Origin of the sequence: Streptomyces sp. NPDC093149 (genome assembly GCF_044754145.1) — a bacterium.
Classification (GTDB): domain Bacteria; phylum Actinomycetota; class Actinomycetes; order Streptomycetales; family Streptomycetaceae; genus Streptomyces.
Window position 1 is genome coordinate 336,855 of record NZ_JBIVON010000010.1, and the last position, 12,010, is coordinate 348,864.

Annotated in this window: 13 protein-coding genes; 9 read left to right on the forward strand and 4 right to left on the reverse strand. The window is 70.1% G+C overall.

The genetic code is table 11. The features are described from left to right. Positions 1–9: 9 nt before the first annotated feature. A complete protein-coding gene (locus ACIQCZ_RS28820; RefSeq protein ID WP_402286213.1) occupies positions 10–1,263 on the reverse strand; it encodes a Tm-1-like ATP-binding domain-containing protein in 1,254 nt (417 codons plus the stop codon). Positions 1,264–1,367: 104 nt separating this feature from the next. Here ACIQCZ_RS28820 and ACIQCZ_RS28825 point away from each other — a divergent pair, with 104 nt between their 5' ends. After that, a complete protein-coding gene (locus ACIQCZ_RS28825; RefSeq protein ID WP_402286215.1) occupies positions 1,368–2,786 on the forward strand; it encodes a PLP-dependent aminotransferase family protein in 1,419 nt (472 codons plus the stop codon). A gap of 38 nt (positions 2,787–2,824) precedes the next feature. On the opposite strand, the gene ACIQCZ_RS28830 is transcribed toward ACIQCZ_RS28825, so the two are convergent. Further along, positions 2,825–3,211, reverse strand: a complete 387-nt coding sequence (locus tag ACIQCZ_RS28830) for a VOC family protein (RefSeq protein WP_402286216.1) — start codon at positions 3,209–3,211, stop codon at positions 2,825–2,827. Between the two features lie 165 nt (positions 3,212–3,376). Here ACIQCZ_RS28830 and ACIQCZ_RS28835 point away from each other — a divergent pair, with 165 nt between their 5' ends. After that, the gene (locus tag ACIQCZ_RS28835) at positions 3,377–3,925 is read left to right on the forward strand and encodes a GNAT family N-acetyltransferase (protein WP_402286218.1); all 549 of its coding nucleotides are present in this window, start codon (positions 3,377–3,379) and stop codon (positions 3,923–3,925) included. A gap of 12 nt (positions 3,926–3,937) precedes the next feature. Here the strand turns inward: ACIQCZ_RS28835 and ACIQCZ_RS28840 are convergent, their stop codons facing one another. Beyond that, positions 3,938–4,621: a glycerophosphodiester phosphodiesterase gene (locus ACIQCZ_RS28840; protein WP_402286221.1), complete on the reverse strand. Its 684-nt coding sequence runs from the start codon at positions 4,619–4,621 to the stop codon at positions 3,938–3,940. Positions 4,622–5,150: 529 nt separating this feature from the next. Here ACIQCZ_RS28840 and ACIQCZ_RS28845 point away from each other — a divergent pair. From ACIQCZ_RS28845 to ACIQCZ_RS28860, 4 genes are all read left to right on the forward strand, one after another. Next, positions 5,151–6,548, forward strand: a complete 1,398-nt coding sequence (locus ACIQCZ_RS28845) for a DUF6421 family protein (protein ID WP_402286222.1) — start codon at positions 5,151–5,153, stop codon at positions 6,546–6,548. A 26-nt stretch (positions 6,549–6,574) separates the two neighbouring features. Further along, a complete protein-coding gene (locus ACIQCZ_RS28850) occupies positions 6,575–7,342 on the forward strand; it encodes an SDR family NAD(P)-dependent oxidoreductase (RefSeq protein ID WP_402286225.1) in 768 nt (255 codons plus the stop codon). Next, positions 7,321–8,400, forward strand: a complete 1,080-nt coding sequence (locus tag ACIQCZ_RS28855) for a threonine aldolase family protein (protein WP_391745666.1) — start codon at positions 7,321–7,323, stop codon at positions 8,398–8,400. The genes ACIQCZ_RS28850 and ACIQCZ_RS28855 overlap by 22 nt, the downstream gene beginning before the upstream one ends. A gap of 74 nt (positions 8,401–8,474) precedes the next feature. Further along, positions 8,475–9,074, forward strand: a complete 600-nt coding sequence (locus ACIQCZ_RS28860) for a transglutaminase domain-containing protein (RefSeq protein ID WP_402286228.1) — start codon at positions 8,475–8,477, stop codon at positions 9,072–9,074. A 235-nt stretch (positions 9,075–9,309) separates the two neighbouring features. On the opposite strand, the gene ACIQCZ_RS28865 is transcribed toward ACIQCZ_RS28860, so the two are convergent. Further along, positions 9,310–10,032, reverse strand: a complete 723-nt coding sequence (locus tag ACIQCZ_RS28865) for a lysophospholipid acyltransferase family protein (protein WP_402286230.1) — start codon at positions 10,030–10,032, stop codon at positions 9,310–9,312. Positions 10,033–10,250: 218 nt separating this feature from the next. Between ACIQCZ_RS28865 and ACIQCZ_RS28870 the strand changes: the two genes are divergently transcribed. The 3 genes from ACIQCZ_RS28870 to ACIQCZ_RS28880 all read left to right on the forward strand — a co-directional run. Then, positions 10,251–10,577 (forward strand): TlpA family protein disulfide reductase, encoded by a 327-nt coding sequence (locus tag ACIQCZ_RS28870; protein ID WP_402286233.1) that lies wholly within the window; start codon positions 10,251–10,253, stop codon positions 10,575–10,577. Positions 10,578–10,774: 197 nt separating this feature from the next. Next, a complete protein-coding gene (locus ACIQCZ_RS28875) occupies positions 10,775–11,281 on the forward strand; it encodes a flavin reductase family protein (RefSeq protein ID WP_402286235.1) in 507 nt (168 codons plus the stop codon). A 201-nt stretch (positions 11,282–11,482) separates the two neighbouring features. After that, positions 11,483–12,010: electron transfer flavoprotein subunit beta/FixA family protein (locus tag ACIQCZ_RS28880; protein WP_402286238.1), on the forward strand; the 528-nt coding region annotated here is incomplete at its 3' end.

Consider the following 12,010-nt stretch of genomic DNA (forward strand, 5'->3'; position numbering starts at 1 on the left):
TCGTGTGAGTCAGACGCTCGCGGACGAACGGTCCTGAGCGGTGATCAGCTCGTGGAGACGGTCGGCGGCCGCCACGGCGAAGGACGGGTCGTTCAGCTGCGCGTCGATCTCGCGCAGCTCGACGGCGCTGCCCCGGAGAGCCGCACGCAGGGACGCCAGCCCCGCCGCGTCGGCTTCCGGATCGTGAAAGGGGCCGTCCGGGGCATCGACGGCGGAGACGCCGCCGAGCGGCCAGAGGACCGCTGCCGGGCCGCGTGCCGAGGCCAGCTTCCGCCCCATGAGGGTGCCCAGCTCCGCCATCTCGTCGGCCGTGGTGCGCATCAGGGTGACGGTGGGGTTGTGCACCAGGAGGCGGCGTTCGGCGAAGCGCTCCGGAACCGTCCGAGCGGCCCCGAAGTTGACCATGTCCAGGGCGCCCGGTGCGACGACCTGCGCGATGCCCGCCCGCCCGGCCGCGGTCAGCCGGTCCGGTCCGGCGCTCAGTACGCCGCCGACCAGTTCGTCCGCGAGTTCGGTGGTGGTCAGGTCCAGGACACCGGCGAGGAACCCGCCCCCGGCGAGCTTCTCCAGCGCCCGGCCGCCCGCGCCCGTGGCGTGGAAGACCAGGACCTCGTAACCCAGTTCGTCCAGACGCCGCCGGGCGGCGTCGACCGCCGGCGTGGTGACGCCGAACATGCTGGCACCGATCAGCGGCCGCCCGCCGGGGTCCGGCCGGTCGACGCTCCGCTCGTGGTGGGCGGCCATGCCGGCCGCCGCGGCCACCGCGTTGCCCAGGATCCGGGACGACACCGAGTTGATGCCCGCGACGTCTACCACGCTGTACATCATGGTGATGTCGCTGCTGCCCACGTACGGCGACACGTCCCCGCCGGCCATGGTGGACACCAGCAGCTTCGGGACGCCGACGGGCAGCGCCTGCATGGCACGCGCGGCGATGAACGACCCGCCGCTGCCGGCCACCGCCAGCACCGCGTGCAGCCGGCCCTCCCGGTGCAGATCGCCGACGACCAGTTCGACGCCCTCGGCCATCGCGGTCACGGCCGCCCCGCGGTCCCCGGCGGCGCGCAGCGCCTCCAGATCATGCCCCGCGCGGTGTGCGACGGCGGCGGCGTCGACGTCCCCCGCGGGGGCACCGACCGGTGGTGGCATCACACCGGCGTCGACGAGGACGACATCGCATCCCGATTCACGCAGGCGCGCCGAGAGCCATGCGTACTCCGCCCCCTTGGTGTCCAGTGTCCCGACGAGCACCACGGTCGCCATGTTCTGCTCCTTTGCAACGGCGTTCGCCCGATCATGTGCCGGGCGCCGGAGAGCGGCAAAGACCACTTGGCGGCAATTGGCCTGCGGCGGGTGATGATGGGGGCATGGACCGCATTCCTCCCACCCGCCTGTCGCGCCTGCTGACCGGGTGGTCCAAGGGCGGTGCCGGTGCGATGCCGCTGCTGCTGGCGGAGGCGCTGCGCGAGCTGGCGCAACGGGGAGACGTCGTCCCGGGCACGGTGCTGCCCTCGCAGCGCGCCCTCGCGGCGGCGCTCGGTGTCAGCCGGAGCACGGTGACGGCGGCGTACGGGCTGCTGGAGGCGGAAGGGTGGCTGGACAGCCGGCAGGGGAGCGGCTCCCGGCTACGGGGTTCGGGCGCGGTGGGCGGGCCGGCGACCGAGGGGCGCCTGGCCAGTTTCGGGACCCGAGAGGGGGTCATCGACCTGTCCAGCGGTGCGCTGGACGGCCTGCCCGCGGTCGCGGAGGCGGTCGGCGCGCTGTCCGCGCGGGATCTCACCGCCGCGCTGGCCGGTGACGGGTACCAGCCGTACGGCTTGCCCGAACTGCGCGAGGGGATCGCCGAGTACCACCGCTCGGCGGGCCTGCCGACCTCGCCGGAACAGATCCTGGTGACGGCCGGGTCCCAGCAGGCCGTCTGGCTGATCACCCAGGGGCTGGTCCAGCCCGGCGACACCGTGATCGTGGAGGACCCGACCTATCGCGGCGCCCTCGAAGCGCTGCGGGCCCGCGGTGCGCGGCTGGTCCCGCTGCCCGCCGATACCGCCCACGGCGACAACGCCGCCGCACTCGCACGGCTGGCCGGCCACATCCGCCCGCGCCTCGTCTATCTCCAGCCGTCCGTCCACAACCCCACCGGACGCGGTATGGCCGAGCACACCCGCCGTGCCTGGGCCGCCGTGCTGGCCGAACAGGGCCTGTACACCGTGGAGGACAACGCCTACGCGGAACTGTCCCTGTGCCACGACGACGCACCGGTCTCGCTGGCCGCCCGGCTTCCGCCCGCCGCCACCGCCACCGTCGGCACCCTGTCCAAGCTCTTCTGGGGCGGCCTGCGACTGGGCTGGATACGCGCCTCCTCCACCGTCGTCCGCCGTCTGGCCGACATCAAGAAGTCCGTCGACCTCTCGTGCCCGGTGGTGGACCAGATGCTGGCCGTGCAGCTGCTCCGGCAACTCCCGGAGGCGCGCGCCACGCGCCGTGCCCGGCTGCGTGAACGCCTGACGGAGACCGAACGGCTCCTGCGTGCCCAGCGCACCGGATGGCGATGGGAGCGGCCCGCGGGAGGTTCCGCCCTCTGGGTGGAGATGCCCGGCGCCGATGCCGAGGCCACCGCCCAGTTGGCCCGCCGCGCGGGCGTACTGATCGTGCCCGGCCCCGCGTTCTCCGCCGTGGACGGCTTCCGTCACCATCTGCGCCTGCCGTTCGCGGACCACGACGGCAGCCTGGAAAGGGCCCTGCCCGTGCTCGTCGACTGTGCGGAGCGCAGTCGCGCCCCGCACTGACGGCCTTGTACGGGCGGCCCCTTGTACGGGCGGCCCCGTCAGGGGCGGTGGCGCAACGGATGGTCCGCCGGCACTTCCACCATGACGATCCGGTGCCCGTCCGGGTCACGGATCCACATCTCGACGAGCCCCCACGGCTCGCGCACCGGCGGTCGCAGCACCTCGACGCCGCGGGCCGACAGCTCCTCGTGCGCCGCCCGGACGTCGGCGACCTGCATCCAGAGTTCGAGACCGGGCACCGGCGGTGCGGCGGCGCGCCCGGAGACCTCCAGGAAACCGCCGCCGAGGAAGTAGACCGTGCCCCGCTCGGGGCCGGTGCCGAACTCCCGGTAGACGGGCAGCCCGAGGGACTCCCCGTAGAAGGCCCGTGACCGCTCGGGATCGACCGGACGCAACAGGATCCGGCTGCTCAGCACATGAACCATGCGCCGCACTCTAACGGCCTGGTGCACGATGGCGAGCGGGCTCCCGGCGTCATGGGCGCCGGGGCACGAGAGCCGGGCGTGACCCGAACGAGCCGCCCTGGGGCCGGAACATGCGCGTTACGCTGCTCCGGCACGGCCACAGCAGAGAAACGGAGAGCCATCGCCATGGACATAGCCCCCGCCCAGGACTCGCAGCTGACCTTCCGCGATGCGGCCGACGCCGATGTGCCCGCACTCGTGACGCTGATCGAGTCGGCCTACCGCGGGGACTCCAGCCGGGCCGGATGGACCACCGAGGCGGACCTCCTGCAGGGGCAGCGGACCGACCCGGACGGCGTCCGCCAGGTCGTCGAAGCGCCCGGCAGCCGACTGCTCGTGGTGGAGCGCGATGGCGCGCTCATCGCCTGCTGCCAGCTCGAACACCGCGGCGACGCCGCCTACTTCGGGATGTTCGCGGTCCGTCCCGAGCTGCAGGGGGCCGGCCTCGGCAAGGTGATCATCGCCGAGGCCGAGCGCACCGTCCGGGACGGCTGGGGGGTGACGGAGATGCACATGACCGTGATCTCGGTGCGCGAGGAACTGATCGCCTGGTACGAGCGCCGCGGCTACCGCCGTACGGGCAGGCTCAGCCCGTTCCCGTACGGCGATGAGCGCTTCGGCATCCCGCAGCGTGACGATCTCGCCTTCGAACTCCTGGTCAAGGAGCTGGTCTGACCGGGGCGGCGATCAAGCGGTGAAGCGGCCGGCGCGGCGGATCTCCGGGTAGTCGGTGGTCGCGCCGTCCAGCCGCAGGGCGCGTACCAGCCGCAGATGATCCTGGGTGTTCACCACCCAGCCGATGACCTTCAGTCCTTCGGCGTGTGCCTGCTCGACCACCTCCAGGGTGAGGCGGCGGATGTTCAGCGCCAACGTCGCCGCGCCCACCGCCTTCGCCCGGTCCACCACGTCGTTCCGCCAGCGGCTGGCGATGAGCACGGTCCGTACTCCCGGTACCAGTCGGGTGATCTCGGCGACCGCCTCGTCGTGGAACGACGACACCTCGACCCGGTCGACGAGGCCGCGTCGCAGCATCACTTCGGCCAGGGCGCGGGCCGCAGTCACATCCTTGATCTCGGCCTGTACGGGGGACCGTACGGCGTCGAGCACCTCCTCGAAGACCGGCACCCGCTCGCCCAGCCCGGCATCGAGCTCGCGCAGCTCGGAGAGGGTCTTCTCGGCGATCGGACCGCTGCCGTCCGTCGTGCGGTCCACTTCGGCGTCGTGCATGACGGCCAGCGCGCCGTCCTTGCTCAGATGCAGATCGAGTTCGATGGCGTCCATCCCGGCCCGTTCCGCGTGGACGAACGACCGCAGGGTGTTCTCCGGTTCGACGCCCATCACTCCGCGATGACCGATGGTGAGAAAGGACAAGGCAACTCGCTTCCGTCGACGGCGTCTCCCCGCGGACTGCTCCTACCCACGAAGCACCGCGGCATTACGGCAATTCGGCAGCCTAAGGGCTGTCCCGCGATGCCTGGTGAACCAGCGCGCGGCGTCGGATGCGGTGCCGTGTTCCCGGACATCAGCGGCACCGGGCAGGAGCCCGGTGACGACGACTGCGACATGGACGGCACGGACACTCATGCGGAGGATCTCCGGCGCTGGAGCGAAGGGCGGATGCCGTCCGTCCTGGCGGTCTGCGGCCGTGTCCGCGGAGCCGTGTCGCCCGTGCGGGGGCACGTCCCGCCCGGTCTGGCCGCGCATGCGTTCGAGGTCTGTCGGGTCGGCAGTCGCCGGAATGCGCCAGGTCGACGGAAGTGGTCGCCCTGGAGGTGCTGTGCAGGAAGAATCGCGGTGACCATGGGGGGTCGGCAGGATAATCTTCTGAGTCCCACTTGTCCGAAGGAACTGCACACGGATACGGTTGCTTGACGCGAGGTTCTCCCGTGGAGGAAGTGTGATGACGGAAATTCTTGTGCACGACGTCGCCGCAGGTGACATAGCTACGGACCAACGGGTGGTCGATCACCCCGCCTGGCCCGCGCTCAAGAATGCCGTGGAGGAGATCCGCCCCTGGCAGTCGAAGGACGGATCCATCGACTTCGACGCCCAGGACGCGCCGTCACCGGCGGTCGTTGAGGCGACCCTGGAGCGTGTGATCGCCGCGGTCGAGGAGCTCTCCCCGCTGCTTCTGCACGACGCCGCCTACCACCGCGCCCTCGTCGCGGACCTGCGCCGCTGGGCCGCGGCCGGCTTCGGCGTGCCGGACTTCCTCGACTCGCTGCTCGCCTTCCAGCCGGCCAAGGACCGTGCCGACGGGGTGCAGCACCTGGTCCTCTTCGCGATGTACACCCAGAACGGCAACCCGGACCGCAACCTCGAAGCGGTCGTGCTGCGGATGGTCTGGCCCGAGTGGCTGGCGGAGCTCGAAGCCACGCGCTACGACAACCCGCTGTTCTGCGGCATCACCTTCGAGGACTTCACCTCGGGTTACGACACGAATTCCGCGGTGCTCTTCCCGGAGACCGTCGCCGTGCGCGAGGCCCCGGAGCGGTTCAGCTGGGGCGGGATCTTCTGCGACCGCGAGGCCGCTCGCTTCCGCCGGGTCACCGAGGCGTCGGTCGAGCTGCTCGGCATCGAGCTGCCCGACGACATCCGCGAGATGGTCGGCGACCAGCAGCGCTGTGAGCAGGCCTTCGTGCTCTGGGACATGGTCCACGACCGGACGCACAGCCACGGCGACCTGCCGTTCGACCCCTTCATGATCAAGCAGCGCCAGCCGTTCTGGATGTACGGGCTCGAAGAGCTGCGCTGTGACCTCACCGCCTTCAAGGAGGCGGTGAAGCTGGAGGCCGACGGCTTCCCGCAGGGCCGCGACGTCCAGTACGCCGTGCTGTTCGACCGGATGTTCCGCTTCCCCGTCACCGGCGAGCGCGTCCGCAACTACGACGGCCTCGGCGGTCAGCTGCTCTTCGCCTACCTCCACAAGCACGACGTCGTCCGCTGGACCGACAACACGCTGCGAATCGACTGGGACCGCGCCCCGCAGGTCACCAATCAGCTCTGCGCCGAGATCGAGAAGCTCTACCGCGACGGCATCGACCGTCCCAAGCTCGTGCACTGGTTCGCCGCGTACGACCTCGTCTCCACCTATCTCGCCCCCCACCCGGGCTCCCGCTGGGCCAAGGGCCCGGACGCGCTCGATGTGTCGCAGCCGCCGCGGAAGCTCGTCGACGAGGTGCTTCCGGACGAGTTTCCGCTGAGCATGTTCTATGAGGCGCTCTCCAAGAAGCTGAAGAATGTGATCGCCTCGACCAAGGGGATCACTGCCGCGGATGCCGAGCGGGCAGCCGCGTGAGCGCCGGTCCTGAGGAGGCGGTGGCCATGAACGGAAACGGCAAGGGCAACGGGAGCGGTGCTCTCGAAGGTGCCGTGGTCGCGGTCGCCGGAGCCGGCGGCCCGGCGGGCCGGGCCGCGCTGCTGAGGCTCGCCGAAGCCGGTGCGACCGTCGTCGCCTCCGACGCGGACGCCACCCGCCTGGCCGAGGCGGTCGATGCCGCCCGCTACGCCCACGGCGGTGCCACCGTCACGGGTGACACGGTCGATCTGCTGGACCTCGGCGCCACCCGCGACTGGGCGGACAAGACGGAGAAGGAATTCGGCCGGATCGACGGCCTGGTCCACCTCGTTGGTGGCTGGCGAGGCAGTTCCACCTTCGGTGAGACCGACCTCGCCGACTGGAACCTGCTGGAGAAGCTGCTGATCCGCACGGTCCAGCACACTTCGCTGGCCTTCCAGGAGGGTCTGCAGCGCAGCGACCGGGGCCGCTATGTGCTGATCAGCGCGGCCGGGGCGAGCAAGCCCACCGCGGGAAACGCGGCCTACGCCGCGTCGAAGGCCGCGGCCGAGGCCTGGACCCTCGCCCTCGCGGACGCCTTCCGCAAGGCGGGGGGCGAGGAAGGGCCCAGAACGGCGGCTGCGATCCTGGTCATCAAGGCACTGGTGCACGACGCGATGCGCGCCGAGCGCCCGAATGCGAAATTCGCGGGCTTCACCGACGTCAAGGATCTGGCCGACGCCATCGTCGGCGTCTGGGACCGGCCCGCCCCGGAAGTGAACGGAAAGCGCCTGTGGCTGACCCCACAACCGTAAGGACCGACGCGCGACGCCACCACGACCCACGGGTACGCGGTTTCGCAAGTGACAACTACGCGGGCACGCATCCGGAGATTCTCGCGGCCATCGCCCTCGCCAACGGCGGTCACCAGATCGCCTACGGCGAGGACGAGTACACCGGGCACCTCCAGCGCGTCATGCACAGCCACTTCGGCCCCACGGCCGAGGCCTTTCCGGTCTTCAACGGAACCGGCGCCAACGTCGTCTCCCTCCAGGCGATGACCGACCGCTGGGGCGCGGTGATCTGTGCGGAGTCCGCCCACATCAACGTCGACGAGGGCGGTGCCCCGGAGCGGGTGGGCGGTCTCAAGCTGCTCACCGTGCCCACTCCGGACGGCAAGCTCACGCCCGAGCTCATCGACCGGCAGGCGTACGGCTGGGACGACGAGCACCGGGCCATGCCGCAGGTCGTCTCGATCACCCAGAACACCGAACTCGGCACGGTCTACACGCCCGACGAGATTCGCGCGATCTGCGACCACGCCCACGGTCACGGCATGAAGGTCCATCTGGACGGGGCCCGGATAGCCAACGCCGCGGCGTCGCTGGACGTACCGATGCGGACGTTCACCAACACCGTCGGCGTCGACGTCCTCTCCTTCGGCGGCACGAAGAACGGGGCGATCTTCGGCGAGGCCGTGGTCGTCCTGAACCCGGACGCCGTGCGTGCCATGAAGCATCTGCGCAAGCTGTCGATGCAGCTCGCCTCGAAGATGCGCTTCGTCTCGGTGCAGTTGGAGGCGCTGCTCGCCGGAGACCTCTGGCTGCGTAATGCCCGGCACGCCAACGCCATGGCCCAGCGGCTCGCGGATGGTGTGCGTGCGGTGGACGGGGTGGAGATCCTCCATCCCGTCCAGGCCAACGCCGTCTTCGCCCGGCTGCCGCACGAGGTGAGCGAGCGGCTGCAGAAGCGCTTCCGCTTCTACTTCTGGGACGAGGCCGCCGGTGATGTGCGCTGGATGTGTTCCTTCGACACGACGGAGGACGATGTCGACGCGTTCGTCCTTGCGCTGAAGGACGAGATGGCGAAGTAACCAGCCTGAATAAGTATGCGGTTGACCGGAAAGTCATTGACATTCGGTCGACCGCATACTTACGCTCGACGGTCATGGAGCTGATCCAGCAGATCCCGGAACTTTCCGCCTACCTTGCCGCGGACGAGGCCATCGATCACGGGCACCCGGTGGTACGGGAGACGGTCGACACTCTCCGTGGCGAGACCGATGATGCATACTCATACGCGGCCGCCGCCTATGCCTTCGTGCGTGACACGATTCCGCACTCGGCCGACTCGGGCGACCCGCGGGTCGCCTGGCGTGCCTCCGACGTCCTCGCGACACGCAACGGTATCTGCCACGCCAAGTCCCATGCCCTTGCCGCCCTCCTCCGTGCGGCCGGCATTCCGACCGCCCTGTGTTACCAGGCGCTCTGTGAGGACGGCGGGGAGCCCGGTCCCCTGCACGGGCTGATCGCGGTCAGGCTGCCCGGCCGTGACCGCTGGGACCGTCAGGACCCCCGCGGCAACAAGCCGGGCGTCGACGCCCACTTCTCGCTCGACGGCGAGCGGCTGGCGTGGCCCGTGCGGCCGGAATTCGGTGAAGTGGACTATCCAGTGCTTTATGCGTCGCCGCATCCGGCGGTACTGCACAGCCTGCGGTCCGCCGAGGACCGCCCGCAGCTGTGGCGCACTCTCCCCACGGCGCTCTGAGGTCCCGTCCCGGGGCAAGGCCGTCGACGCCCCCGGCGCCCACCGCCCTCGACGGCGTAGGGCCGGCCCTGCTGGACGGGGCCGCCCGCCGGCCGACCGAACGGCTCGGACGATCGGCGCACTCGAAGCCGCAGGCGCCGAACCCGCCGAGTGGCCGCAGCAGCCGAGCTCCGGAGCACGGATCGCCGTCGGTGCTCCGGAGTGACGTTTCAGCCGTGGTCGCGAACCGGCCGGGTCAGCTCGCCCCGCGCACCTCGGCGGCCGTCGGAGCCGTACCGCCGAGGTGCGCGGGCACCCACCAGGTGTCGCCGGCGTCCTTCGGGCGTACGGGATAGGCGCGCTGGGCCGCTTCGAGAAGCTCCTGGACCCGCTCCCGCAACCGCCGGGTGATCGCGCCGGCGTACTGGTCGGTGGGCGCCTCCACCGGCTCGCCGACCCGGATCGTCACGGGAATGTGGTTGCGCTTGAGATTGCGCGGCCGTCCCTTGGTCCACAACCGCTGCGTCCCCCACAGCGCCATCGGGATCAGCGGGACGCCGGCCTCCTGGGCCAGTCGGGCGGCACCCGACTTGAAGCTCTTCAGCGTGAACGACTCCGAGATCGTCGCCTCGGGGAACACGCCCACGATCTCCCCGGACCGCAGCGAGGCGAGCGCGTGCGCATAGGCGTCCTCGCCCTGCTTGCGGTCGACCGGGATGTGCTTCATCCCGCGCATCAGGGGACCGGAGACCTTGTGCCGGAAGACCGATTCCTTCGCCATGAAGCGGACAAGGCGCTTCTGCGGCAGCGCCGCGAGCCCGGTGAAGATGAAGTCCAGATAACTGATGTGATTGCTGACCAGCACCGCGCCACCGGTCTTCGGGATGTGCTCGGAACCCTGAGTGTCGATCTTCAGGTCAAGCGCCTTGAAAAACGTACGAGCGGCGCCGATGACCGGTCGATAGACGAGTTCTGCCATCTGGGGAAGACCCTTCTTCAGCGCCTGGGGAGGGTTCTCCCGGCGGAAGTTACGCAGCCGTAGGTTTGCGGCAATGGGCCGATCGTGCCCCATGCGCGACGCGGTGGCCAGTCTCAGGGGCCGCGGGGCGCGAGATTCTCGTCACGTGCGCGCTCGGGGAATGCCACGGTGCCCGGTGATGCTGACCTCTTGCGAAGAGCTCTGACAGGAGGCCGCAGGTGGACGGGCAGACGCACGGGGGAACGCTGGACGCGGCCCGACTCGGCGCGGAATTGGGGGAGAAGGCGACCCTGGTGCAGTTCTCCAGCGCGTTCTGTCAGCCGTGCCGGGCCACCCGGCGCACTCTTGCCGAGGTGGCGCGCATGGTGGACGGCGTGACCCACGTCGAGATCGACGCCGAGGCGCATCTCACTCTCGTGCGCGAGCTGGGGATCAGCCGGACGCCGACCGTACTGGTCCTCGACTCCGGCGGCCGGATCGTCCGCCGGGCCGTCGGGCAGCCGCGCACCGTCGATGTCGTCGCCGCGCTGGGACAGGCGATGTGACGGACCGTGATGCATCTCCCACATTGCGGAACGCCCTTGACTGCACCCACCACGCATCGTCAGTCTGACGCTATGCCGCCGGAACTCCTTCTCTACGGCCGGGCCCACGTGGATCTCGCCCGCAACGCGAGTGCGCGCTGTCCGGGTGCCTGAGCGAACAAGGCCCCCGTACACCTCTCCCGCAGAAGGACATCTCCATGACGGCTTCGCCCGAGCTCGGCACCTCCCGTACGGCTTCCCCCGAACTCCTCCGCTCGGTCTTCCGGCAGCACGCCGCCGGTGTCGCAGTGATCACCGCCGCAGGTGACCGGCCGGTCGGCTTCACCGCCACCTCCTTGAACTCCGTCGCCGCCGAGCCGCCGCTGATCTCCTTCGGGGTCGGAACCTCGTCCTCCAGCTGGCCGGTCGTGGCCGAGGCCGAGCACATCGGCGTCCACATACTCGGTGAGCACCAGCAGGACCTGGCCGCCACGTTCGCCCGCAGCGGCGCCGATCGGTTCGGCCCGTCCACCTATTGGCGCAGCGGCCCCGAAGGTGTGCCGGTGCTCGACGGTGTGCTGGCGTGGCTGGTCTGCCGCGTGGTGGCCCGGATCCCGGCGGGCGACCATCGGATCGTGATCGCGGAGGCCGTGGTCGGAGATCCGGCCGGAGGCGGTCGCCCGCTGCTCTATCACCAGGGCCGTTTCACCGCCCTGCGGGACTGAGGAATCCCCAGCGGCACATGGGTGCGGCACGTTGGCCAGATCACAGTTCCAAGCGCTTGCTCATGGGTGAAGCACTGGGTGTACTGGCTAGTAATATTTCCTTCGGAGCACCGGTCGCCCCGACCGGAAACCGCCCCATCAGGCGCCTATGCTGCGTGCAACAAGGCAGCCCAGAAATGACGATGCAGTAGGAGAGCCGGCGTGAGCTTGAGGATCGTTGTCTGTGTGAAGTACGTGCCCGACGCCACGGGTGACCGGCATTTCGCCGATGATCTGACGGTGGACCGTGAGGATGTCGATGGTCTGTTGTCGGAGCTGGACGAGTATGCGGTGGAGCAGGCGCTGCAGATCGCGGACGGGGTGGACGGTGCGGAGGTCACCGTGCTGACGGTGGGTCCGGAGGACGCGAAGGACGCGTTGCGCAAGGCGTTGTCGATGGGTGCGGACAAGGCTGTTCATGTCGAGGACGACGATCTGCACGGCAGTGATGTGATGGGTACGTCGCTGGTGCTGGCGAAGGCGGTCGAGAAGGCGGGTTACGACCTGGTGGTCTGTGGGATGGCGTCGACGGACGGCACGATGGGTGTGCTGCCGGCGGTGCTGGCGGAGCGGTTGGGTGTTCCGCAGGTCACGCTGCTGTCCGAGGTCTCCGTGGAGGGCGGGGTCGTGACGGGTCGGCGGGACGGTGACACGGCGTCGGAGCGGTTGGAGGCGTCGTTGCCGGCGGTG

Bases quoted from the DNA above. Each gene is read 5' to 3' on its own strand.
- ACIQCZ_RS28875 (WP_402286235.1), top strand. From the start codon at position 10,775: ATGACGGCTTCGCCCGAGCTCGGCACCTCCCGTACGGCTTCCCCCGAA.
- ACIQCZ_RS28850 (WP_402286225.1), top strand. From the start codon at position 6,575: ATGAACGGAAACGGCAAGGGCAACGGGAGCGGTGCTCTCGAAGGTGCC.
- ACIQCZ_RS28860 (WP_402286228.1), top strand. From the start codon at position 8,475: ATGGAGCTGATCCAGCAGATCCCGGAACTTTCCGCCTACCTTGCCGCG.
- ACIQCZ_RS28845 (WP_402286222.1), top strand. From the start codon at position 5,151: ATGACGGAAATTCTTGTGCACGACGTCGCCGCAGGTGACATAGCTACG.
- ACIQCZ_RS28830 (WP_402286216.1), bottom strand. From the start codon at position 3,211: ATGGTTCATGTGCTGAGCAGCCGGATCCTGTTGCGTCCGGTCGATCCC.
- ACIQCZ_RS28865 (WP_402286230.1), bottom strand. From the start codon at position 10,032: ATGGCAGAACTCGTCTATCGACCGGTCATCGGCGCCGCTCGTACGTTT.
- ACIQCZ_RS28835 (WP_402286218.1), top strand. From the start codon at position 3,377: ATGGACATAGCCCCCGCCCAGGACTCGCAGCTGACCTTCCGCGATGCG.
- ACIQCZ_RS28820 (WP_402286213.1), bottom strand. From the start codon at position 1,263: ATGGCGACCGTGGTGCTCGTCGGGACACTGGACACCAAGGGGGCGGAG.
- ACIQCZ_RS28825 (WP_402286215.1), top strand. From the start codon at position 1,368: ATGGACCGCATTCCTCCCACCCGCCTGTCGCGCCTGCTGACCGGGTGG.